17 protein-coding genes are annotated in these 24,044 nt (G+C 37.7%); 9 read left to right on the forward strand and 8 right to left on the reverse strand.

Annotated features, from left to right (window positions below; translation table 11 throughout):
* Positions 1–101 precede the first annotated feature (101 nt).
* The 5 genes from yihG to OQE68_RS18895 form a co-directional block, all read right to left on the reverse strand.
* Positions 102–1,010 (reverse strand): 1-acylglycerol-3-phosphate O-acyltransferase, YihG family, encoded by a 909-nt coding sequence (gene yihG / locus OQE68_RS18875; RefSeq protein WP_180567630.1) that lies wholly within the window; start codon positions 1,008–1,010, stop codon positions 102–104.
* Positions 1,011–1,388: 378 nt separating this feature from the next.
* Positions 1,389–3,497, reverse strand: a complete 2,109-nt coding sequence (gene pta, locus OQE68_RS18880) for a phosphate acetyltransferase (protein WP_180567631.1) — start codon at positions 3,495–3,497, stop codon at positions 1,389–1,391.
* An 8-nt stretch (positions 3,498–3,505) separates the two neighbouring features.
* Entirely contained in the window at positions 3,506–4,720 is a 1,215-nt protein-coding gene (locus OQE68_RS18885; RefSeq protein ID WP_180567632.1) for an acetate/propionate family kinase, read from the reverse strand.
* A 312-nt stretch (positions 4,721–5,032) separates the two neighbouring features.
* On the reverse strand, positions 5,033–5,473 hold the full coding sequence (locus OQE68_RS18890) for a hypothetical protein (RefSeq protein ID WP_180567633.1): 441 nt from the start codon (positions 5,471–5,473) through the stop codon (positions 5,033–5,035).
* A 380-nt stretch (positions 5,474–5,853) separates the two neighbouring features.
* The gene (locus OQE68_RS18895) at positions 5,854–7,422 is read right to left on the reverse strand and encodes a hypothetical protein (protein WP_180567634.1); all 1,569 of its coding nucleotides are present in this window, start codon (positions 7,420–7,422) and stop codon (positions 5,854–5,856) included.
* A gap of 537 nt (positions 7,423–7,959) precedes the next feature.
* Here OQE68_RS18895 and OQE68_RS18900 point away from each other — a divergent pair.
* The 8 genes from OQE68_RS18900 (at position 7,960) to OQE68_RS18935 (ending at position 18,076) form a co-directional block, all read left to right on the forward strand.
* Entirely contained in the window at positions 7,960–9,228 is a 1,269-nt protein-coding gene (locus OQE68_RS18900) for a hypothetical protein (RefSeq protein ID WP_180567635.1), read from the forward strand.
* 87 nt (positions 9,229–9,315) lie between these two features.
* The gene (locus OQE68_RS18905; protein ID WP_180567636.1) at positions 9,316–10,164 is read left to right on the forward strand and encodes a hypothetical protein; all 849 of its coding nucleotides are present in this window, start codon (positions 9,316–9,318) and stop codon (positions 10,162–10,164) included.
* A 415-nt stretch (positions 10,165–10,579) separates the two neighbouring features.
* Positions 10,580–12,556 (forward strand): hypothetical protein, encoded by a 1,977-nt coding sequence (locus OQE68_RS18910; protein ID WP_180567637.1) that lies wholly within the window; start codon positions 10,580–10,582, stop codon positions 12,554–12,556.
* A 110-nt stretch (positions 12,557–12,666) separates the two neighbouring features.
* Positions 12,667–13,236: a hypothetical protein gene (locus OQE68_RS18915; protein WP_180567638.1), complete on the forward strand. Its 570-nt coding sequence runs from the start codon at positions 12,667–12,669 to the stop codon at positions 13,234–13,236.
* A 3-nt stretch (positions 13,237–13,239) separates the two neighbouring features.
* Positions 13,240–14,337, forward strand: coding sequence for a hypothetical protein (locus tag OQE68_RS18920; protein WP_180567639.1), 1,098 nt, complete (start codon positions 13,240–13,242; stop codon positions 14,335–14,337).
* Between the two features lie 315 nt (positions 14,338–14,652).
* Complete coding sequence (locus OQE68_RS18925) at positions 14,653–15,687, forward strand: hypothetical protein (protein WP_180567640.1); 1,035 nt, start codon at positions 14,653–14,655, stop codon at positions 15,685–15,687.
* 440 nt (positions 15,688–16,127) lie between these two features.
* Positions 16,128–17,165, forward strand: a complete 1,038-nt coding sequence (locus tag OQE68_RS18930; RefSeq protein WP_180567641.1) for a type 2 periplasmic-binding domain-containing protein — start codon at positions 16,128–16,130, stop codon at positions 17,163–17,165.
* Positions 17,166–17,434: 269 nt separating this feature from the next.
* Positions 17,435–18,076 carry a site-2 protease family protein gene (locus OQE68_RS18935; RefSeq protein ID WP_180567642.1) on the forward strand — a complete coding sequence of 214 codons (642 nt, stop codon included), beginning with the start codon at positions 17,435–17,437 and terminating at the stop codon, positions 18,074–18,076.
* Positions 18,077–18,138: 62 nt separating this feature from the next.
* Here OQE68_RS18935 and OQE68_RS18940 read toward each other — a convergent pair whose 3' ends face one another.
* Positions 18,139–19,857: a LasA N-terminal domain-containing protein gene (locus tag OQE68_RS18940; RefSeq protein ID WP_180567643.1), complete on the reverse strand. Its 1,719-nt coding sequence runs from the start codon at positions 19,855–19,857 to the stop codon at positions 18,139–18,141.
* Between the two features lie 913 nt (positions 19,858–20,770).
* Between OQE68_RS18940 and OQE68_RS18945 the strand changes: the two genes are divergently transcribed.
* Positions 20,771–21,232, forward strand: coding sequence for an FKBP-type peptidyl-prolyl cis-trans isomerase (locus OQE68_RS18945; protein ID WP_180567644.1), 462 nt, complete (start codon positions 20,771–20,773; stop codon positions 21,230–21,232).
* Between the two features lie 169 nt (positions 21,233–21,401).
* Here the strand turns inward: OQE68_RS18945 and OQE68_RS18950 are convergent, their stop codons facing one another.
* Both OQE68_RS18950 and OQE68_RS18955 read right to left on the reverse strand, forming a co-directional pair.
* Positions 21,402–23,153, reverse strand: coding sequence for a GGDEF domain-containing response regulator (locus OQE68_RS18950; RefSeq protein ID WP_180567645.1), 1,752 nt, complete (start codon positions 23,151–23,153; stop codon positions 21,402–21,404).
* Between the two features lie 71 nt (positions 23,154–23,224).
* A complete protein-coding gene (locus tag OQE68_RS18955) occupies positions 23,225–23,923 on the reverse strand; it encodes a sensor histidine kinase (RefSeq protein ID WP_180567646.1) in 699 nt (232 codons plus the stop codon).
* Between the last annotated feature and the right edge of the window lie 121 nt (positions 23,924–24,044).

A 24,044-nucleotide genomic window follows, 5' to 3' on the forward strand; every position in this document is an offset into this window, starting at 1 on the left:
CAAGAAAAGGCCAGCTTGGCTGGCTTTTTCTTATAAGCTTCACTTTTTGCTATAATTTAAAAGGAAGTAATTAATAGTTTTTTTAACTTAGGGAGTGGAGTTTAGCTAACAACTGTTTTCTGCTTACTCAACTCCCCCAACAACTGATCTTTTTTCTCCCACAATTCGGTTACCCATAATTGAAACTGCTCGCGAAATTGGCCGTCATTAATATAATCTTTATTAAGAAGTTCTTTGGGAATTTCGATTTTCTCTATTCGAATAGCAACGTCATTGATTTTTCCGCAGAGGAAGTCCCAGTAGCTGAGTTGTTTTTCTGGGTAGTAGATGGTGATATCTAATAAGCTTTTTAGTTGATCACCCATGGCGCCAAGGACGAAGCCGATGCCGCCGGCTTTGGGTTTTAATAAGTGATTAAAAGGGGATTGCTGGGCACGGTGTTTTTCATCGGTAAAGCGGGTGCCTTCTATAAAGTTAAACACGGCGACTGGGGTTTCTTTGAATTTTTCGCAGGCTTTGCGGGTGGTGGCTAGGTCTTGACCTTTTTTTTCTGGGTGTTTTTCTAAATAGGCTTTGCTGTATCGTTTCATAAAGGGAAAGTCTAATGCCCACCAGCATAGACCAATAACAGGTATCCAGATGAGTTCTTGTTTGATAAAGAATTTAAGCATGGGGATACGACGATTAAGGATATGTTGTAATAAGGTGATATCTGCCCAGGACTGATGATTACTGGTCACTAGATACCAGCCATCTTTTTTTAGGCTACTTAAGCCTTTTACATCTAACTTAAGTTGTTGGGTCAGTTTCATCCATAAGCTGTTTATACACATCCATAGTTCGGCTATTTTGATTAATATTTTGGCACAGGCTTGTTGCCACGCTTTGATAGGGATTAAAAGCTTTAATAGAGCAATGATAAGTAATGGGCAGCTGAGTATGATGGTATTTAAAGCCAGCATTAAGCAGGCAATGCAGCCTTTTATCGGTGGAGGCAGTTTTTTAAGCATATGAAAGGTACATCCTATTAGGTTACTGCTTATACCCTTCGCGTATGATTTTTAGGGTTTGTTGTCATCACTCCTCACCTCAATCACCTATTATTTATAGGCTCATGAGGCTTCGTAGCTTGACGGCCGCCCCTAAAAGCCATTCGCAGTGGGTATATTAAATTATGACAGTAAAATAGCACTTTGCTTAAAGAGAGTGAATATTAGGTGACTAGAAGGGCGAGCGCGAAAGGGTACTGGAGAATAAATATGAAGTAACAGGGCATTCTTCCGCCGCTCTTGAAGTACCATCTCTGGTCCATCAAGAGCTAAAAAGCTTAGCTACAGAACATCCTGTCACCCCATACCCGCTAAGTTCGGCGACAGGAGTGAAAGAGTTTACTTCCGACTACTAAACTGATCTGCTTGAATAGCCGTGAGGGCGATGGTGTAGACGATGTCATCGACTAAAGCGCCTCGGGACAAGTCATTGACGGGTTTACGCAAGCCTTGCAACATAGGGCCTACACTAATCACGTCGGCGCTGCGCTGAACAGCTTTATATGTCGTATTACCGGTATTAAGGTCGGGGAATACGAATACTGTCGCTTTACCTGCGACTGGGCTGTTGGGTGCTTTTTTCTTGGCGACATTTTCAATGGCGGCAGCATCGTATTGTAGCGGACCGTCTATTAATAAATCAGGCCGTTTTTGTTGTGCTATTTTGGTGGCTTCGCGCACTTTTTCCACGTCACTTCCTGTGCCTGAACTGCCGGTGCTATAGCTAATCATTGCGACTTTAGGGAGGATGCCAAAAGCGGCTGCGGAGTCAGCACTTTGGATAGCAATATCAGCCAGCTCTTCGGCATTAGGGTCTGGGTTTACTGCACAGTCGCCGTATACTAAGACCTGTTCTGGTAGCAGCATAAAAAAGATAGAGGACACCAGTTTTGCATCAGGGTGGGTTTTAATTAACTGGAATGCTGGGCGGATTGTATTGGCGGTAGTATGTACAGCACCTGATACCAGACCATCGACTTCGCCTTGGGCTAACATCATGGTGCCTAATACGACATTATCTTCCAACTGGGCTTCAGCCATAGGGGCATTTAGCCCTTTATGTTTTCGTAGCTCAACCATTGGAGAAATATAACGGCCCCGGACGATATCAGGCTCCATAATGATGATGCTTTCAGGTAGCTGAAAGCCTTGGTCTTGCGCCACTTGATGTATTTCGTCTGTTTTGCCCAGTAAAATACATTCTGCGATACCACGCTCGTGACAAATGGATGCAGCACGTACGGTTCTTGGCTCATTACCTTCGGGTAGCACAATGCGTTTTTTAGCCTGGTTGGCCCGTTTAATCAGCTGATAGCGGAAGGCGGGGGGCGACATACGAATTTCTACTTCAGTTCCACAGCGCTCTTTAAGCCATTCGCCATTGAGTTTGTCAGCTACTGAATTCATTACCAGTTCAATACGTTCTCTATCATCGATAGGCACTTCATTATTTAGCCGGTCTAAGGTAGTTGCCGTGTTATAAGAATTGAGCTGAGTCAGTAAAATAGGTAGCCCATGTTGCTGAACATTTTTTTTGCATAAGTTCATTATTTGCTCATGGGGCTCAATACCGTTGGTAAGCAATAACCCGGCAAGTGGTACGCCATTACTAGCAGCCATACAGGTTGCTAGGATGATATCATCTCTGTCTCCTGGGCAAATAATGAGCTTACCTGGTTTGAGTAAATGACAAATATTAGCAGCGGTTCTGGCACAGAGCACTTTACCCGTCACTCGTCGCTGCTCGATATCACCCTTATAAAGAATTTGGGTTTGTAGCAGGTCGGCAATTTCTTTGGTGCGAGGAGAGGACATGTCCTCATTCCAGGGAATGTAACCTATCGGGTGAAATTGCTTACGACGAAACTCTGGCAGTTTGTCAAATACTTCACTGCTACTGTCTTCTATTTGTTGAACCTGCTCAAGGGATAGTTTATTGATGATATAGCCAATTACTTTTCGGTGCTGGATACCACCAAAGTTATCAGCGGTAATTTCTAATTTATCTGCTACTTCAGACAGGCTATCCTCTTGGCCAGAGGCAACCAAGATAACATCAGCATCCAGTGTTTTAGCAATATCACCATTTAAACCAGTCACATAGGGGGCAGCTCGGGTTGGTACTAAGCCTTCAACAATGACTACATCTGCATCAATAGCGGCACGATCAAACTGCTCGACAATTTCTTCCATCAGCATATCACGCTTATTGTCGCCTAATAGGTCTTCTACTCGCTCTAACGAAATAGGTGGGGGAGGAGTAAATCCCATCACTTGTTGTATCATTTGAGTAGAGCGTTCTGGCCCTTGATCAGAAGCATGTTGCTGAGCAATGGGTTTGCAAAAACTGACTCTTAATCCAACACTATCTAGTGCGCGCACTAAACCAAGGGCAACTGAAGTGAGGCCAACACCAAAACTAGTCGGGGCAATGTAAAATGTATGCATTGTTCACCTCAGTGATTAGGAGTTGCAGGGGCTTGGTTAACCAGGCTGGCGGTATCTCTGGCAATCATTAACTCTTCATCGGTTTTTACCACTAACGCGCAAGTTGATCCTGGTTGAGTAATGACCCCTTGTTTATTGCCATGTTGCTGATTAGCTTGTTCATCTAATGTAAACCCAAGAATAGCCAGTTGCTTGATAACTTGCTGTCTAACAAAAGATGAATTTTCACCAATACCACCAGTGAAGACTAAGCCATCAAGGCGGGGAAGGGCTGTGGCTAAGCCACCTAAAGTTTTGGCTAATTGATAACAAAAAACTGAAATGGCCAACTGGGCTTGTTGGTTGCCTTGGTTGGCTGCTTCTTCAAGGGTGCGCATGTCATTGCTGAGTTCAGAAAGACCGAGTAAGCCACTTTCTTTGTTAAGAATGCGACTAGTGTCTTCCAGGCTATAGCCATATTCATCGGCTAAAAAAGAGAATAAATTGGGGTCCAAGTTGCCACTGCGTGTTCCCATCACTAAGCCTTCCAAAGGCGTTAATCCCATTGTGGTATCTACAGCTTGGCCGTTACTCACTGCTACTGCACTACATCCATTACCTAAATGGGCACAGAGTAATTGGCTGTGTTGGTAATCAATACCTAACTGTTGGCAAGCTGTTTCAGCTACATAACGGTAACTGGTGCCATGAAAGCCATAGCGACGCACACTTTTTTCTTTATAAAAACGATAGGGGATAGCATATAAATAGGCTTTGGCTGGCATGGTCTGATGAAAAGCAGTATCAAACACAGCCACTTGAGGTAATTGACTAAAATATTTTTCGGTAATGGTTATGCCCAATAAGTTAGCTGGGTTGTGTAATGGGGCGAGTGACTGGCAATCAGCGATGGCCTGTTTAACTGCTTTGTTAATTAACGTGGAGTGAGTAAACGCTTCGCCACCATGTACTACTCGATGGCCAATGGCAATTAACGTGTCGGCTAATTGCTGTTCAGCCAAAAGCGTTAAGATGGCTTGCATTGCCAAGTCATGATCGGCAGTTTCTAGGGCGGTTGTGTTTTTTTGTTGGCTGCCTCGCCACACTAGTTGAGCGCCAGCCTCACCTAGTCGTTCTGCAATGCCAGTAATAAGCGCTTGCTCAGAAGCAGGGTTGATGACGGCAAACTTAATGGAGGAACTGCCACAGTTGATAACCAGAATGTTGGAAGGTGTAGTATTCACTGCAAACTATCTTTTGTTAAGAAATGAAAGTGTTAATCACTACAGCATACCCCATCTACTGGGTATATGAGATGACACATATCTATTGTAGTGCACCACTAGTAATTAGCTGACTTTTGGTCGAGGCTAGTCTAACTGACTGGTGTGTAAATAAAATACGTAAAGCTACGAAATAAAGTAGAGGTGTGGAATAGCTGTTTGATTAGTAGACAGGTTAATGGATACTTGAGTGTTTTGGCTACTTACCTAATGTTGTAGTCGTTACTCATCAGGTAAGTAAATGTTAGGGGGTAGCTGGGTTTTGCTGGACACTTACTTCACAGTGTTAGTGGATGGCGTAAATTGTAACTTAGATGAATAGTTGTTTTTAGATGAGAGAATCACTTTTTGCTTAGCGCTTGTTGAGGAAATAAGTAGGATATTATGGTGGTTTTTTCCATGAGCAAAAGCCTTGATCACTATATCCATACTTTCAAGTTGTTTGGGCACGGCATTCAGCTTAAATGAGACCTTGGTTTCATGGTGTCCTAATTTAACGTTATTCAGTTTTAAAGGGACTAATTGGCCATTCATAGTAAAATTTATATTATTTTGTAGATAGTCAACTAGTTGTTTTTCTTGTAGTTGTTTAGCAGGCTTTGCCTTAAGTGGTGGTTTATTGGTTGATGGTAGATAAGACTGCACGGTTGCCTGGGCTAGAATAGCGGTTAAATGCCAGGTGGAATCTTGCTGAGTTAGTCTGAAAAATGACATATTGCCACTGTGAGCCAAGGTTTGGGATGGTAGTAAGAAATATATGACGCTAAGTAATAGTAGAGATAGATATTTCGTAAATTTACGTATTACTTTTAATTTTAAAAAAGTTAGTCCTTGTTTATTTTTAAGTAAATAGTTTACAACAGTAGTTTCTTTTAAAAAGTGGCAAAAAATAAGCATAGATATCCTTACTTATCTTTATGGTATTTATAAAGTAATAGAAGTGAGTATAAATTAGTAACAGTATCAAGAAAGCTTATCAAATAACTTTACACTGGTTTACAAAGAAGCAAATACAGAAGGGGAGCAATAAGGAGGCAAGAAGCTGTTATTTTTGAAACAGCTCCTTAATAAAAAATTAATTACCAAAGGGGTTACTATAATTCAAATGAAACTGGGGGTCTCTCAGGCCAAATAATAATAGGTGGCTCTGAAGAACCTTTTTCACACAGCCAGCTTACTTCGTAATCAGCGCACTTGCCATCTACTTGATGTTTATTCCAGCAAAATAGCCCCTTTCTGGGGGAGAGCAGTAAGCGCTCTTTTAAGCTCAGATAAGGTTGCCCTGTTTTAGATCGGGCCTTTACCCTAATTGGTTTTGAGCACCCAACTGGCATTTCTAAATCACCAACAAAATTTGCACGATGCTTACTTTGCCAGCGGCTCCATTGATAGTTTGCATAACGATCAGCAGTTCTGGTACAACCAGACTGGTTGTTGGTTGAGTTAATATCACCATCAATACTGCCTTTAATGCAGTTGATGTCTAGCACAGTCCGGTACTGTTTAATATTGTTATTTGGGGCTAACATTTCCAGCTTGCCATTTTGAAGCTGTAATACTTGATAAAAGTTTACTTTAGGAATGAAGTTGGTTTTTACTTCTTCTGTATTATTCGCAGCAGATAAACGATTTCGTCCAGTTGCGGAAGGGTCTCGTCGTCTAAGGGTAAGATGGGCTTCTGTAAATAAGGCTGTGCTGAGCGTGTCTTGTAATGACAATGTTTCACCTAATTCTTCAACCTTACCTGGCGTTAGTGAGTCAGCAAATTGAATACCACATTGTCTGATATCATTACATTTAAGCAGCTCTTCCATTTTGGTACGAACATCCTCTCTGCTTAGTAATGGGTTCATACCTGATTTTAATTCTCTAAAAGTAAAATTATATAGTTTTATCCAGTCGACATTTAGCTTGATGATATTGAGAGGCTTGTCACTAATAGTCCAGTCAACAACACCTGTTAATAAATGGTTCCAGGGGCTGCCATTGTTCAATAAATCTTGTAGGTGGGGCTTCCAACCAGGCAGGGTAATTGCGTCAAATGGAATTTTAGTGCTTGTACTGCCTCGCTCGTGTAATTGAGTTTCTAAACTATACAGAAGATTAATATTAATATCATAAACCTGATCAGTTCCCTTTATTTTACATAAAGGCATGGTCACATGAGATTCACTGGAATGATCAACAGGAATTTTTTCTATTTTGCACTCTAGTGCTAGCTGGCCATTAATAACATCAAATGCTGTAGCAATGAAATTAAGCTGAGCAAATTGATGTCTTGCTGGTTGTATTGATGTATAGCCAAGCTGCTTAGCCTCTTTTTTTAGTTGCTTAACTAAGGCGTTGTTTTCAATGGTTGAAAAAGTACCACCAAAGCCAACCATTTCTTTATCAGTAAAAGGTGGGGCTAAACCATACAGTGTTACTGCGTAAAAATTGGGTAAGACGTCGTTAGTGTTGATTAGGTTGTTATTACTTACATTGGCTGTAGCTGAAGGTGCGATCCTTTCAATGCCACCAAAGCGAGAAATATAAAATAACTGCTTTGGGTTGTTTGGATCAGTTATTAAATGAAACTGACTAATAATCTCAGCTGAAAAATTTGCAGATAAGCAAGATAGAGGAGCATAAAGTAATAGAAAAAGAAGTAATTTTACTTTCATGAAACTTCCCTGTGATATCAGTGTAATACCAATAAGGTGTTTATTATTTTTAATGATACCTTTTTAAAGAGTGGTGTCTTTAGAAAGATAGTGCGAGCGTAATGAAACAGAGGTTACCATAATTTAAATAATGTAGTAATGCCTCGCATAATTTTTTTCTTTATGCTATACGTACATTTTTTATGAAAACTAAAATTATTGATCTGTATCAAAAGCTATTTTTTAGCTGTGTAAGTCTTTCCTCTAAATGTACCCAAAAGGATTTGAGTAAGTACCCTTAATAAAGATTTTTCTGTGTGGAGAATCACTAACTTTTCTTAGACAAAAGTCTAATTTACAGTGCTTATGCCTAGCAAATAGCATCACTGGCGCCTAACTAGAGAGTGTAGTAATTAGAAGTAAATGTGCAGTGGTTAGAAGTATAAATAATAAGAGATAGCTCCGATTATATTATTGAAAATTTAATATTCAGTTAGGTATTCAATTCATTAACGTTAGTATAAATATTATTCATTTTTTTCTACAAGGAAAGTCATAATGAAATTAGGCAAAACGCTTATGGCAGTTGCTGTTGCTGCTATGGTTCAGCAAGCGGCTGCTGCACCTATTGATGAAGCACCAGACGTACAATTTTCAGCAAGAATTTATGATAACTTCTATTTGTTGAAAGATGGCTATGACTCTAGCAAAATTTACTACATTCCTAAGCGTGGTAATGTTGCAATACAAGCTGCTACCAGTTCTATGCCTATTCCTCGTTTTAATGTATTCCATAAAATGCAAACATCCGGCTTTTTTGCAGGTGAAACATTAAGCTATATGGGAGGCTCATTTTCTACACTAGGCGACTATGATGCACTTCAAGATTTATTAGATGAAGCTAATCGCTATGGTTTAAAAGCATTTCCTGCGCCTGCTACTGAGGCTCAAACCACTTTCTTGGCAACCGGTAATCAAATTGATAATGGTCGTTTAGATATTGCTTGTTCAAATGAGAAACTGACGATTGGTCAAGGTGGACAGCAGCGACAAATACAAGTACCTAAATGTACCATGCTAAATGATGAAAGCAGTGAGTATGACTTAAGTACTAATGTCATGTATCGATTCAGATCCATGATGGTGCCAAGTCAATCAGTCGTTAACCAAGACTTACCATTCCAAGCAGTAACCACACCTGGTTGGGATCAGCAAATTAATAACATTCTCATGACTGGGGGGCAATGGGATAACTTATTAACGGCTCGTATTGATTGGAAAATTAAAACTGATGAGAAATACCATGTAGTCAAAGTAAAAGTTGATTGGAATAAGTTATTTGATCAAGCCAGTCAGTTTACCAGTCAAAATCAAAATGCTAACCAGGAGCAAGAAGTTCAGCAATTCTTCCAGCAACAAGCACAGTGTCAAGATGTATCACAGTGTGGTGCGGTGGTGCAATTCCAGCAAAATGATGGATCTTTTAGCCCCGTATCAACAGATGATGACCGTTATCAACAGGCTGTTGGTGCATTAAGGGATAAGTTACAAGGGGAACTATTTAATGAAGTTGCTGCATTCCAGCAACAGCAGCAACCTTCTCCTAATCCAGGGCAGCAACAGCAGCAGTGGGATCCTATCTATACCATGAAGTCAAACTACGACAAGTTAATGAAGGGTAGTGAGGAGTTCATGTACTACTATACCCCTGGTGTTATGCGTCACTACAATACTACGCTTAACTTCAGTTGTATGAAGCAACCTCCAATGAGTCGTATTGTTTGGAATATGGATGATCCAGGTTGTAGAGCATTGATTGATCAGTAGTGATTGTAAATAAAATATTATCATAATTATACTGCACTACATGTTTACTAGCATGTAGTGCTTTTTGCATTTCGGGAACTAAAAAAAATGGACGTAATAAATCGTATACTATGCTGGTTTGGTTATTGGCTATTTGCAATGCCTTTGTTAGTTATAACAAGTTATACGGCCGCTAACCCTATAGATTTTAATGAGCTGGATTGGAATCGTATTATCGAGCAGGATAATATGGTATTTGTACCGATTAAAGATATTCAGCGAGGCCCTATTTGGTATACAAAGTATAAGAAGGTAGTTTCAAAGCCAACTAAGGTATTTGAATTTAATAAAGTTGTCATATCATTATACCCAAAAGCACATGAAGAAAATAAATACTATTCATTTGTACGGGATAATGATATCAAAGATGCAAAAGTTAACTTAATCCCTCCCGGGCAACAAGGTTGTCAGATTGATCCTGAGGTTGTTGCGCACTACAGCGACTTACCAGAAAGTTACCAACCTAAGTTATTACCTGGTAATTATCCTTACTTATGTGAAGTTATGGTATTTTATTTGCCAGAAAATCAGTCTTCAACTTTTCGTCTATTAGCCAGTAATCCTGTGTTAAAGGTGAATATGAATATACCGATTAGCTTTGAATCACTGCCACCCTTACCCACCCAAGAAATTATTGAAAAGTTATCATTTGAATCTGTTTTATCCTACTCAAGACCAAATAAAGGTTTTTGTACGAAAGATAAGCACCTCCTATTTTATAATAGTGCAAAACTGGCACAAACTCAGTCATCCTTATTTATCTCTACGGACCCTTATTTGGGGTGGAAAACGCTTATTGACTTATTTGTAGAAAAAAATGATCAATCATTCTGCATTAGTAGTGATACGATGTTAGGCACAAACTATCTTAAACGTACCATTCAAATTCAGCATTAGTATCTAAAAATTAAGTATTAAAAGACTATATAAATAAACCGTTAAACTTGCTCTATATATTATAGGGGCGGGTTTGACGGTTTTTTTGTGTAAAAAATACGTGAGTGGTTTGGTAAATAAAATACTTTGTTTGTTCGTTTTCTGATTTGTTAGGCTGTTAGTTTTTTAGATCATCTGTACTAAATTAGTAATAAATATTATTCATAAAAAGTATATATTTGTTTAAGTATGTTAAATAGATTGGCTGGTTTGTAAAGTAGCGTGGTAGTTTGATTTGTGCACAAATTACTATTAATAAAAGCTACTTGAGGATACCTCTAACTAATAATTAGCGGACCTTTAAAGATTAATAATGCCTAAAGTTTATTCAATGGGATTGTGAAATAATATATTTCCATTACTTCGGGGTACAATAATGAAAAAGCAAGGATGTATGTCAGAGATGCTAAAAAGTAAATTCACTGTTTCGCTACTTGCCATGGCTGTTTCTGCTGCCACAATGCAAGCTGTAGCATTGCCCAAACCTAACACTAATACTGCTAAATTAGATAAATTTCAGTCCTATGCAATTAAAAATGAACCTTTATTGAAGGGAGTTAGTATATTAGGAGATCATGACCCTAGACTTAAAGTACTATATGTTTCTCCATCATCTAAAAAAACACAAACTGGCTCATTTGAAATTAACAGTACCCCTGGTTGTAACTACTTACAAGGGCAATATAACATAACGTATAATATGCCTTCTGGTGACTTACAAGCTGCTGCTAAAGCAGGTCCTTTTTCCCCCTACTTTGATAGTCAGTTTGGTAATTATGTTAGGCAAACGACCATTTTAGATAAAATGGCTAATAAAATAGCTGAGATAGACAGATTAAAGGAAAAAAATAAGACAATAGTGGCTAAGTATACCAAGTATAAGTTTGAGTTTGATACTGCTCAGGCTGACTTTGATAAAGCAGATAGTGAACTAAAGGCATTATCTTCAAAAATTACAGAACTCATTAGCTTATTAGGTTTAGCAACAGATGAAGAAGAAATTGCTGCATTAAAAGAAGCTATTGCTGAGGCAAAACAAAATGCAAAAGAAAAAACACCTGAAGCGAAAGCGGCGTACAAAGAAGCTTATAAACGTTTGATAAAAGTGAGGCCTCTTTATAGCCAGGCACTTGGTGATTATCAGGCAGCAATACCAAATATAGAGGAAATCGAGCAGCAAATATCAACATTGTCAAGAATTTTTGTAACGTTCAATAATAGTTCTATCGAAGCATGGGATAGAAGTGAGGAAATTAGACAAAAACTTGAAACAACACCAGTGGGCATTGCTGCTGCAAGCTATAGTATTTGGGGGCAAGAAGAAACATTACTTCGTGCAGCAGTGAACCGATACAGTTCAATTAATCACTTTTTCCATGGTTATACAGTATCTCGGCTTCCTATCTTTAATATTAAAGGGCATGCCAAGAGAGATATGAAAATAAATAATAATGTATCAGGGTCTACTATAGGTACTTCTACTTTATCTCATAGCACTGTGGGTGATACAGGCAATAGTCATGCTGTTTCAACAAATACTGACGTGCCTGAACATATGTTTACAAAAGATGGCGCGACAGTAGAGCCAGAAGCTAAAACACTGAAAAATAATGGAGCTGGAAACTTTAGAAACGTAGTTACCCGTGGCGCATATTGTACTGGATCTTCTACACCACAACAAAATATAGTAAAAGCGGAATATAAGACTTCAAACTATAGTTTTAATCCAGAAATTACAGTACCTTATTATAAATCAAGAAGCAGTAATGTGCTGGCACAAACGGTTGCTTTTGATTACGACTACTTTGTCAAAACAGACCCTATCAATGTTAGCTGTCGGTTAGATATAGAGAAATTCCAGTCTTTTATTGCATCAAAAGGCTCTAGTGGTTTCTTATTTTGGCGTAAAAGCTGGAGTGAAACTGAGCGTAAGCGAATTGATAAGTCAGGGATGAAGTGTGATGTGGATATTTCACCCTCTGGTGCGAACCCAGATCCTCTCAAAGAGCGTCAGCGTATAGAAGATATACGGCAAATGATGATCAAGGAAATTGCTGCCGAGTTTATTCTGACTTATGCAAAAAGCTGGAAAATATCACAAAATTCACCTGTAGTGCCTAATGGTGAAGGTGCTAAGGCTGCAGGCACCGCACTCATGTCACTCTGTGGTGGTAATATGTACTGTCAAGTGGGTAGTATTATACTTAAAAATGGTGCTGAACTATTTGGTAGCAATAAAGGTAGAACTAAAAATAAAGACTTCTTAAAAGGAGTTATTTCTCGTCATTATAAAGAGCAATCTTTCACCATTAACCATGGTACAGCAGTTGTAGATGTAAACGTAAGACTATAATTAACAGTTAAATAAGCAGGTATATTCTTCGCGAATGATTGCTGTTACCTGCTTTTTTGTTTTTTATCAGATATAGGTTGTTAATTGAAGGTGAGATAATAGGGTGTGGCATGTTTAAAAAAAGGATATTAATCATTACTTGTTTAAGTGCTTTAATAGGATTGGCGGTAGTTTTTTTGCCTGTTCAATTAGAGAGTGATTTTGATGGAGTAAAGCAGGAACCTATCGCAAAGCTTGAGCATGAAACAGTTGAAAGTAAAATAACTGAACAGAAAGAAACAAACAATGTTATTGAAAAAAAAATAGACCTTAAAGGTATGCAAGCCTATGTGGAAGAGTTAGATAGTAATGGAGTCAAGCCTAATGAAAATATAATAAATAGGATTGAAGAAATAACTAAACAAGAAAAACAGTACTTCGATGAGCAGGTTGCAGCAGTTGATTTATCATTAGAAAGATATCAAATGCTTGAAACAAAACTTGCTGATATGCAGCTTAATATGGAAAATTATTCCCAAGAGACATTTGATGTTGTCAATCAGGAGCTACAGCAACTCACAGAGCAGTTGTTACAAGAGCAGCAAATGATGTTGGAAGCTTATAAAATTTATAATAAAAGGTATGAAGTTGTATCTCAAGAAGTGCTAGAAAACTATATGGCTTATTCTATAGAAGATTAAAAAATGAAAAAAATCTTATTCACAATCGTATTGGTTCTATTGCAAACTCAAAGCTATGCTCTAACGAATGAGAAAAAAGAACTTTGTGCCAAAATTATACCGGTTATTGATCATACAGTGTCTGCTACCTGGATTCGAGCCATTTATGATCAGCTTAATGAGGAGCGTGATAATTGGAATTATCATGGTAAGGAAGAAACATTTTCATATAAATTAGAGCCCGAAAATTATAAAACAATTGAGTTCACTTGGCGCTATGAAGATGAAAGCTTACAAAGTATCAGCTGTACTTTTCCTGATAAATGGGTGTTACGCCTAATTAATATGAAAGATATATTGGTTTCTGAATCACTTAAGAAAAACCACAAAGACTTAGGGCTTGGCCGTTATATTCGTGCAATGGGTGGCTTGTTATTCCAAAAAATATCGTTTATTGATCAAGAGCTTTCTCCAGTAGATTTAGTTTGGTATATAAATAGCTCAATTGACTATAGTGATGTCGAAACAGGTGCAGTAACTGCTTTGCTAGCAAAGTATCCGTTTGTTGATATTAATAAAACTACGATAAAAACAGATTATACTTTAGATACAGATGAACAGGTACCACTTGTTGCTTTAACGGTATCTAATCATCCAGACTTTAGTGATGAAATGCGTTGGTTATTGGTTAATAATGAAGTACGGCAACGAATTATTAATGGTGATTTTGCTGGGGAGCAATTCTTGTTTCCATATGCAGATTCATTAGTTAGCTTACCAAATAATGAAGATATGCAAGTTAGCTTTAATGAATCAAAAATAGTACATTTAAATAGGTTAAAACCATTTGATATGAGTACTAATAGCTATATTGATTGTGATGGTGCTTTTGGCCCAAAGGCTTGCTTACGTGTCATTCATAATATGTTTTACCCAAAGTTGGCTAAATTTGATGAAACAGAAAATGGTAAGCTATATATAAAAATATTAATAAAGCTAAAAGACACTAATTTTAGTGTTAATGTTTATTCAGTTGATAAGAATGGCTTGGTATCTTTAGAAGAGAAAAAGAAAGTGACACAACCAAATGATATAGGTATACCACTTGCGAATCATTTTTAGGGGTAAAGAAAAAGCGGTATAGACTCACAGCGAAGGGTTATTTATACCCCTAGGGCACAAGGGCGAGGACACCGAGCGATGAAGCCCCAGGAGTTTAGCTAAACTAAATGACTGGGGTGATGAGCGACGGTAACAAAGCCTAAAAATCATTCGCGAAGAGTATATTCCTATTTGGCTTTGATAAGCATTGAGAAATATCTGTTAACGCTACCTGTAATGAAATGCATCTATAAGAAGAAGATTGATGAGAGAGATATGTTAAAAAAAATAAATTATTTATTCAGTATTTTGTTGGTTGTTTTTTGCGCAAATACGATGGCTGATACTAATGCTCCTGAAGTAACCGAAGCTATTTTGGATAGTAATGGTGAAGTTTTTGGCTTTCTTACAACTGACCCGAAAGTGATTTATGTAGTGCCTAGGGAGTGGAATATTCATAATCGTAAAGTTTTTCTTGAAAAAATACCTAACACAAGTGATTATGAGCTTTATTTTATTCTTGGGCCTGATTTTAGGAAGTCAGCCGCTAAGATAGCAGAAATTCAAGCCCGTAATCCAACTATTGTATTTCTACCATTACCAAAACAATATTCTCAGGCAGTGTTGAATATACCTGATGAAGTAGGAACGATACAAACAAGCTTGACACCAGACTCTGTATTTAACCAAAGCCCTTTGTTGTATTACAAATTACGAATTACTAAAAAGCAGTTAAGTTTGTTTAAAGTATTGACTCAAAATAACGCATTTATTACTGGGTTGATTGAATATAAGTTTCCGTCAAGAAGTGAGGTTTTTGAAGCAATTGCTAGTATAAAGGTTGATTTTAGATCTTCAGACTTAGATATCCGTGATCGTAATGAAGATTATCATACTGAATGGATGAAATATCAGCTCTTTAATCGACACATTCGTTTGGATGGTGTCTTAGATAAAAAGTTTTATTTAGGTTCAGGTATTTCAGTTGATATTACTGATAGTATATTTAAAGGGTATATGTTGGAAGACAAGACCGTAGTAAAAGTCAGTAATAGAAAAGTCTATTTGCTAAGTCGAAATAATATTCATAACTTTAAAGGAGAGGTGTTTTTTCGTATACCACTCTTAAATAGTAATGTTACTGCAGCAATGGATATTAGTATGGATCTCTACTTGGACTTGAATACATTGTCTATTTATGTGACAAAACTTTATCCCAATAATATAAAGTTTAAAGATACCAATGTGGGTTCATTTTACATTAAGCTGTTGAGAAAATTTTTACAGCAGAAGTCCGTGCTTGATGATTTATCTAAAGCGTTAACTAAAGAGTTTCAATATAGATTATTAAATCAGAATTTATTTATTTGATATTGGTTGGTAAGGATACCTTTACGAATGAATGTAACCGAACTTGATGTATGCTCTACAAGCAGATGAGCTCTTTATAGTTCATTCGTAAGGTGATAAATAGTAAGTAGTTATATAAAAGGCACCTCTAATAATTGTTTACTGTCTCTGGCCTTTTAGTAAATTTGCAATCAAGGCGTTGGTTTGAAGGCATGTTGGTGGCCTCGCCCTTGTGCCCTAGGGGTATAAATAATCCTTCGCTGTGAGTCTATACCACTTTATTTTTACACCTAAAAATGATTCATGATGGGCATAGTATAGCTTTCACAAATAACTTCTAGGCTTTGTTATTTTTATGCACATTCCAACCACCTAGCATTTATCTCTAGGCAAGCTAAAGTTGTTGATAGATTACTGATAAATGTCTATTAAGCTGTTGCTTAAAGGCTGTAGTTGTAGTTATGGCTGTATTTAAGATGCTTGATATCAAATGGCAGTTTGTTAGCTGTATTATAAAAACTCTTTCTTTGAAAGTCCCTCCTCAGCGATTGTCTCTGGCTTTTATAATAAAGAGCCAGAGAGGTTCTATTAAGCGTTTAATGTATATTTTTCAAGGTTTTTGCTTTAGGTTAATCAGTACTCAGCTTAAATGGTGGAGCTTCTTATTATTCTTAGGGCTATCTGCGCACGCCACTTCCGAAAATATATACACTCACTTTCAAAAGCAAGTACGATTTCCTTATGAAGTAAAGTTATTTAAAATGGCGATAGAAAGGTTAGGGCTGGAGGTAAAGCTAAAAGAATTACCCGAAGAAATTAACTATGGCAGAGGCATGAAGCATTTGGAAAAAGGAATTGTCGACTTTGCTTTTTTTGCCACTAATGATGAGCTGGAGAAGCGATTTTTGCCTGTTAAGCTACCCATTCTCAATGGAATATTAGGTTTAAGGTTAAATCTTGTCCATAAAGACAGCATGCATGCTTTCAAGTATATTGAAACGTTAGATGATATAATTAAGCGGTTTAATGCTGGGTTTAATAATCACTGGCCAGATCATATAGTGTTAATTGAAAATAATATGCCTACGGTTTTTCATGCTAGTTATAAATCATTGTTTACAATGTTGGAAAATAAACGCTTTGACTATTTTCCAAGGGGTATTAATGAAGTGTGGACTGAACAAGAGGCAAATACTGACCATGCACCTAATATAATAGTTGATCAGCATATTGCATTTTTTTACCCATATCCGGTTTATTTCTTTGTTAATAAAGCGAATGTTAAACTTGCAGAAAGAATCGAAAAAGGACTTGTTTTAATGTTGTATGATGGATCGTTCAAAAAATGGTTTTTGGCGTACCATCAAAAGTTTCTCGAGCGTGCGAAGATTGATAAAAGAAAAATAATTTTTCTGAAAAACCCAAATTTACCTTCAGATTTTAATTACCAGCACTTTGATACCTCATGGTGGATGCCTGAAGAGCTCAAGCTTAAGTAGGAGCAGCCACTAGGCCATCAATGTTTAAAGAAATTATATCTAGACATAAAGTACTTGTTGCTCATTGTTTATTTAGAACAACTAAGTTTCTCTCTTCACGCCTAGATTAGCGCTTTTACAGACACAACAGTGACGGTTCAAATAGTGTTAACAGGCCCTAGATGCCCTTAATTGCTTATTTGCTAATGGAATCAACTGGAGGTAAGCTTGGTTCTTTGTGTATTACAGGGGAACTGTTGTTACCCTGTGCCCTAGGAGTTAGTCATAGAATGCTGCAATTACTCTATCAAGGTCAGATAGCCGCCTTTATCCTTCTACTTATTGCCATTGTGATGGCACTTACTTTTCATGAATATGGTCATGCGTTAACTGCCAAGTTATATGGGGATGATACTGCAGAGCGAATGGGGCGGTTAAACCTTAACCCTATGTCTCATATTGATCCGCTTGGGTTGTTGATGGTGGCAATTATTGGTTTTGGTTATGCCAAGCCAGTTATGACCAATCCTAGTAACTTTACCTCACGCTGGGCGAGCATGGTTGTTGCTGCCGCTGGGCCTGGTATGAACCTTTTGTTAGCAATCGTAACTATTAACCTGTTTGCTTTTGGGCGTAATCAAGGGTGGGACATATTTGAGGGGTCAGGGCCTGAGTTCTTTTTTGTTTATCTTGCAATCATTAACCTGGTATTGATGATATTTAACTTAATTCCATTAGGCCCTTTAGATGGCCACTATATTTTGCCTTATCTATTGCCTAAGCACTTGGCTATAAAGTACCAAGAATATAACAGTCGTTATGGTATTGGTGCATTATTGGTATTGATGGCTTTAAGTATTATGGGTGTGCCTATTTTTGATTTTATTTTTAACTTGGGCCTGACTATTTTACCTTATATCACTTTTGTATAACTTGCTGCGTTGTTCTGGCTAAGAGGGGCAACCCCTCTTAGCCTTTCAGTAAGAATAATCTATTAATTACGATACCCTGAATCATACTCTGCTTTTATACTCACCCCGGAGTAGTTAGTAAAAGCATGTACCATGACATGGTAGGTCCCAGCTGGGAAGCTGTTAAAGCTGCATGACTCCCTTTGTCTTACTTTGTATGGGCGGCATCCCCAGTAGTTAAAGCTTGGCTTTCTGTAGTATCTAACATACATGTCAGCATCGCCTCTATTGTTTTCCATTATAAATCTGAGGTTTTTAGCGCTTTGAGGGACTGTGAATGTGAAATAGTATTTGTGGCCCTTTCTAGCAGCTAAATTTGTCTTAGCTATTCCATTGCTTAGTTGATTACCATTGTCTGGGTTCGGGTTCGGGTTCGGGTTCGGGTTCGGGTTCGGGTTCGGGTTCGGATTGGGATTGGGATTGGGATTGGGATTGGGATTGGGATTGGGATTGGGATTGGGATTGGGATTGGGATTGGGATTCGGAGTAGTGTTTGCTACGCCTGTGTTATATAGCTTGTTCCAGGCACAGTACTTGTTGCCGTTTTTTTCTAACCAAAAGTAGTTGCAGTCTGAATCGTAGCTGTTTCTACCGGTATGGACCGTATAACCAGAGAGCTTAACACCATTTAAATGGAAGGATGAACCATTTCGTTTTAGCGAGAAGTGCTGGTGGGGGCCGGTAGAGCGGCCTCCATTACAGAGGGCTTGAGACTGGTTATTTGCATAGTTAGCAATTCGCTGATTGCGCGAAACCGTTTGACCAGTACGAACTTGAATGTTGCTCAAATGATAATAGGTGGTTGACCAGCCCCCCTCATGGACTATCTCTAACGAGCAGGATGAGTGCCTGACAGCTCTTCCGGGAGCGGCTGATACTACCCAGATATTAGACAGGTTATCCCCCCACCGGCCGCCATTATTCAAATCCAGTGATGATTGAGGGTAACTTCCACTACCTGTATTGGTATGACTGCCGCCAAAATACCAATAGCTACCCTTGGGGTAGGGCAGTTGCAAAAGGTTCGCAGGGGGGAGGTTCGCACGATTATAATATTCAGCTGCTTGTGGTTGCTCTGTTTGTGTGCGATCAGTAGGGAAGAGTCGCTGGTAAGTTTGGTAAAAACTGTTTAAGTCGGTTTGCTGATAGGCGGCAATAGCTTCTTGTTGATTGGATTGAGCTAGAGAGTCAGTTGTTTTATCTTTGGCAGCAGATAAAAGTGCTTCTATTGATGAGGCAAAAAATTCACTGTGTGCTGCATAGTTTGCAGTACCTTGTTCAGTAGCCTGGTGATGTAAGGCTTCTGTCTGATAATAATGAAGTTTGGCTAAACGAATGGCAACATCCCGAATTTGCGCTGAAAATCCTTTTTTATTGGATAGTTTTCCCAATGGTTTTTTCAATAGGTTAGGGTTTGCTGGTTGATTGCTTACAATGCCCGTTTGTTCTTCTAACAAGGTGATTAACACTTTAGGGCTGATTGTTGAGTAGCCACTCCAGTGAGAAAGGGTTTCTGCATAAGGTGATAAATGCGGGGCATTTTTATCGAGATAATCCTTAATATCAAAAAAAAGCATTTCTTCAGGCGTATAAATCAAGTGCGTTGCTTCAAAATTACTAGCCAATCTGCTGGTCTCGTTTGATTCATAACTTTCTGCATTTAATGAGGTGGTTGCTGAGCAGCTAATACATAAAATGCTAAATGAAAGTGCGCGTAAGGTTGGTTGAATCCGATTTATCATAGATTATTGTCCATAAGTTGCTTGTAAACAAAAACCAAATGGCTCTGTTAATAACTTTTACTTAAAAAAGTGGTTATACCCGTCGTGAATCATTTTTAGGTTTTGTTAGCATCATTCCTGACCACCATGGATGGTGGAAATGCTGTTAATACTGTTATTGCTAGCCTCACAGCTGTAGGCTAGCCCTAAAAACCACCGCATTGGGTATATTAGAAGTGCCCATAAGAGTGATGTGGTCATTAGCAGTTAACATAACTGCAAGAGAATATTGCACCTGAATAAATGTATTACTATGAGGCTGTTCAACTTATTTAATGAAATTTATCAAGTGTTAAGTGAATTTAATAAAGGCGTGAATATTGATTGAGTATTTTGAAATGATCGATCTTTAATGTTATATAAATAGAGTAAAGGCCTTCTCTAATATACAAATAATTTTGCTTCTATATAATTTTAATCTGATATATTTTTATCACGATGTATAAATTAGTTTCCTGTAGAAGAGTTGGTTGAAACACACTATGCACACAATAGTTCTGTATAAACAAAAAGCAACTAACCGGATGGATTTAATTCATTGGACGCCTGTAGTAATTGTTTGATTATTGCCCAATACAAGCCTGAAATTGAGAATTATCTAATATCTGTTAGACTAGCTATTGAGCGGAAAGGCTTTTATGGTGTCATAAGTAACTCACTGATCCCTATCCTTGATTTCCTTTTGTCTTCATAAAATCCCTCAACCTGCTGTAAAACCCTGGGATTTGTGGTGGTCCTGCGTTTATTAGACATTTTTTATAACGCCAGGTGTTAGAACGTTTGATGTAAGAGCGTTTGGTGTAAGAAAGCATGTCAATTAAGGCAGCTGACAATGCATTACCAGTGAATTTTTATGAATAACTGAGGAATAACTATGTTGATTGGCGACAAGTGTGTAGTGAGCATTGAATATACGTTAAAGGATAATGATGGCACAGTAATTGACCAGTCTGCAGAAGACCAGCCTCTTGCTTACCTTCACGGGTTTGGCAACATTATTCCTGGCTTAGAGCAGGAGTTAGTGGGCAAAGTGGCAGGTGATAGCTTTCAAGTAACGGTTAGTCCAGAAGATGCTTATGGAGAGCGGGTAGAACAATTGGTACAACAAGTGCCTTTGGCCACGTTTCCTGAGCCAGAGAAGTTAGAAGTAGGGATGCGTTTTACTGCTCAAACAGAACAAGGCGATATTCCAGTGGTTATTACCGCCATAGACAATGGCGAAGCATCGGTTGATGCAAACCATCCTTTAGCTGGAGTGACCTTACATTTTGAAGGTAAAGTGATTGATGTGCGCGATGCTACAGAAGAAGAGCTAGAGCATGGTCACGCTCACTAGTTAGGTGAGTTATCTATATCTGGTAATGTAAAAATATATAGAAGGCTTCTTGCGCATGACAATGGAGGCCTTTTTTATGGTTAGCTTATATATCCATCGCAAGAAATTTTTAGGTGCTTTTTTTAGCTAAAAATTATAATAACTTCAAACGATAAGCTTTCATAAAAGACTAAAAGCCATTAATTTGAACTTTATTTTGGCTTTTATCGGACTTAATATCAGCAAAGCTTTCTTTTAAATTATGAGCTGAAATAGGCTTACTCAGGTGAAATCCTTGAACCTCATCACAGCCAATTTTTACGAGTATTTCAAGCTCTTCTTGATGTTCTACTCCTTCTGCTACAACAGTTAAATCTAAATGCCTTGCCATTGAAATGATAGCATCAGTTAATGCAAAATTTTTGGCATCCTTATGCAGGTTATTAATTAAACTTCTATCGATTTTAATTTTATCGAAAGGTAGATTTTTTAAATGAGTAATTGACGAAAAACCAGTGCCATAGTCATCTAGGGCAATTTGTATACCATACTGTTTGATTTTATTTAGTGCTGTCTCACAAACTTTAAGGTTTTGAATAACTTGGCGCTCGGTAATTTCAATGCATAGCATTTCGGGAGGTAGGTTTACTTCTTTAATAGTATTAATCAAATTATTAAAAAATGTAGGATTGGTAAATTGGCGAGCAGCCACATTAATGGACACACTAATGAATGGTAAGTATTTTCCATTCAGTTGTTTAATAAGCTTAGAAGCCTCACGTATAACATAGCAACAAAGTGTGCTTCCATAAACTGAGTTTTCTGCTATGTTAATAAATTCCTCTGGAGGAATATACCCTAATTCACTGTTATTCCATCGAATTAATGCTTCTACACCAGAGCAGTCACCTGTTAAACAATTGATTATTGGCTGGTAGACTACAGAAAACTCCTTTCTTCGAAGGCCTGATGGGAGTAAGCTAGCAATTTTTATATTCCTGTTATTTAGGTTATCAAGCCTTTTGCTGTAAAAGCAGGCAAAATGATCACTGTTGTGCTTAGCTTCATACATAGCAATATCGGCATGTTTAACCAACTCCTGAACTGTTTGGCTATCAGGATAAACGGCAATACCAATACTAATAGTAACGTCAATATTAAATTGACCAATTTTAATGGGGAGAGTAGAAACTGCTTCGTTGATTCGTTTAGCAATAGGATAGGCTTGTACTTCAGCATGTAAGTGCTCGGCAATAATGGCAAACTCATCACCGCTAAGTCTGAATAGCATGTCTTCTTTTCTAAGTGCTTTGGTTACTTTAATTCCAAGTTCTTTTAAAACCTGGTCGCCAGCAGTATGCCCATAAGTATCATTAATACATTTAAAACCATTAATATCAAAATACAAAACTGCCATTACCGTATTTTGGCGTTTTGCTAAGTTAAGAGCACGTTTACAAAAATCAAAGAAATATATACGGTTGGGTAAGCTTGTTAAGGAGTCTTTTCTGACAATAGATTTTAATAGTTCATTTTGGTTTGCTTGGTTTTTGAGGGCTTTTTTAAGTTCTAGTTGAATTTCTTTTCGCTCCTTTGCGTATCTTAATGATCTCATCAGAATAGATGGTGTGACTTCATTTTTACATAAGTAATCTTGAACACCTAGGCGAATTAATTTCAGTGGCAAGGAATGGTCTTCTGAACCCGTGAGAATAACTACGGGCAATTCAGGAGTGATTTTTTCAATAGTCTTTATAATGTTTTCAAAATTATCGATATCGGGTAAATGTAAGTCCAATAGAACTGCTGTATAGTGATTACCTTTCAGTTTATTTAGAGTCTCGCTATATGTGTCAACTGTATCAATTGATATATAATTATTAGAAGCCCTTTCAATCATGGTTTTGAATAACAAAGCATCACTTGGGTTATCTTCAACCATTAATATTTTGCTATTTGGCTCATAACAATTTAAGATGAACTCTTTCATAGCCCCCTCTACTTGTTAGGTTGTTAGGCTAAAAACCGGCTAGGAAAGGTGCAGTTTACAAGCAATCCACCTAGCATTGATTGATCAAATTTAATAGAGCCATCATACATATTGATAATTTGTTGGCAGTAAGCTAACCCCATACCATCACCAGGGTATATTTTTTCACTATGTAGTCGAGAAAAAATACGTGTAATAATATCGTAGTCTTGTTTTTTAATACCAATACCATTATCGGCAATGAGTAATGACCAACAATCTTTTGTCTGAATAGTTGATACTTCAATGATAGGTTTCTTATCTTTATATTGAAACTTAAATGCATTGTCGAGGAGGGCTGTTAATAGCTTATCCCACAACTGTTCGATTCCTTTAATAGTAGGTAGCTTTGTTATTTTTAGGGTAGGTGTTATCTGATTTGAATAATAATTATTAAAATATTTGTTTTTTGTTAATATTTTATCTATTAATTGATTTAAGTTGACTTCAATGGGAGGATAATCAGTTGATGTGATTTGGGAGTAAGTTACAATACTATTTAGCATTACTTTTGCTTTAATAGCATTTTCTTTTATCATTAAAAGCCACTGAAGGCCTTGTTCGTCAAGCTTATCTTGATAGGTTTCTACTAAAATAGTTGAGAAACCATCTAAGCCTCGTAGAGGGGCACTTAAGTCATGAGCGATTGAATAGATTGTTTTACTGTATTCGTCACTGTTCATGCTTTTAATATAGCCCCTTCCTAGGGTAAAGTTTGGCTGGGTTTAATATAAGTTAATGATGGTGATATAAAAAATGACTTCATCGTATAGTTGAAAGTCATTGCCAAACATTGCAACTCAT

Origin of the sequence: Spartinivicinus marinus (assembly GCF_026309355.1) — a bacterium.
Classification (GTDB): domain Bacteria; phylum Pseudomonadota; class Gammaproteobacteria; order Pseudomonadales; family Zooshikellaceae; genus Spartinivicinus; species Spartinivicinus marinus.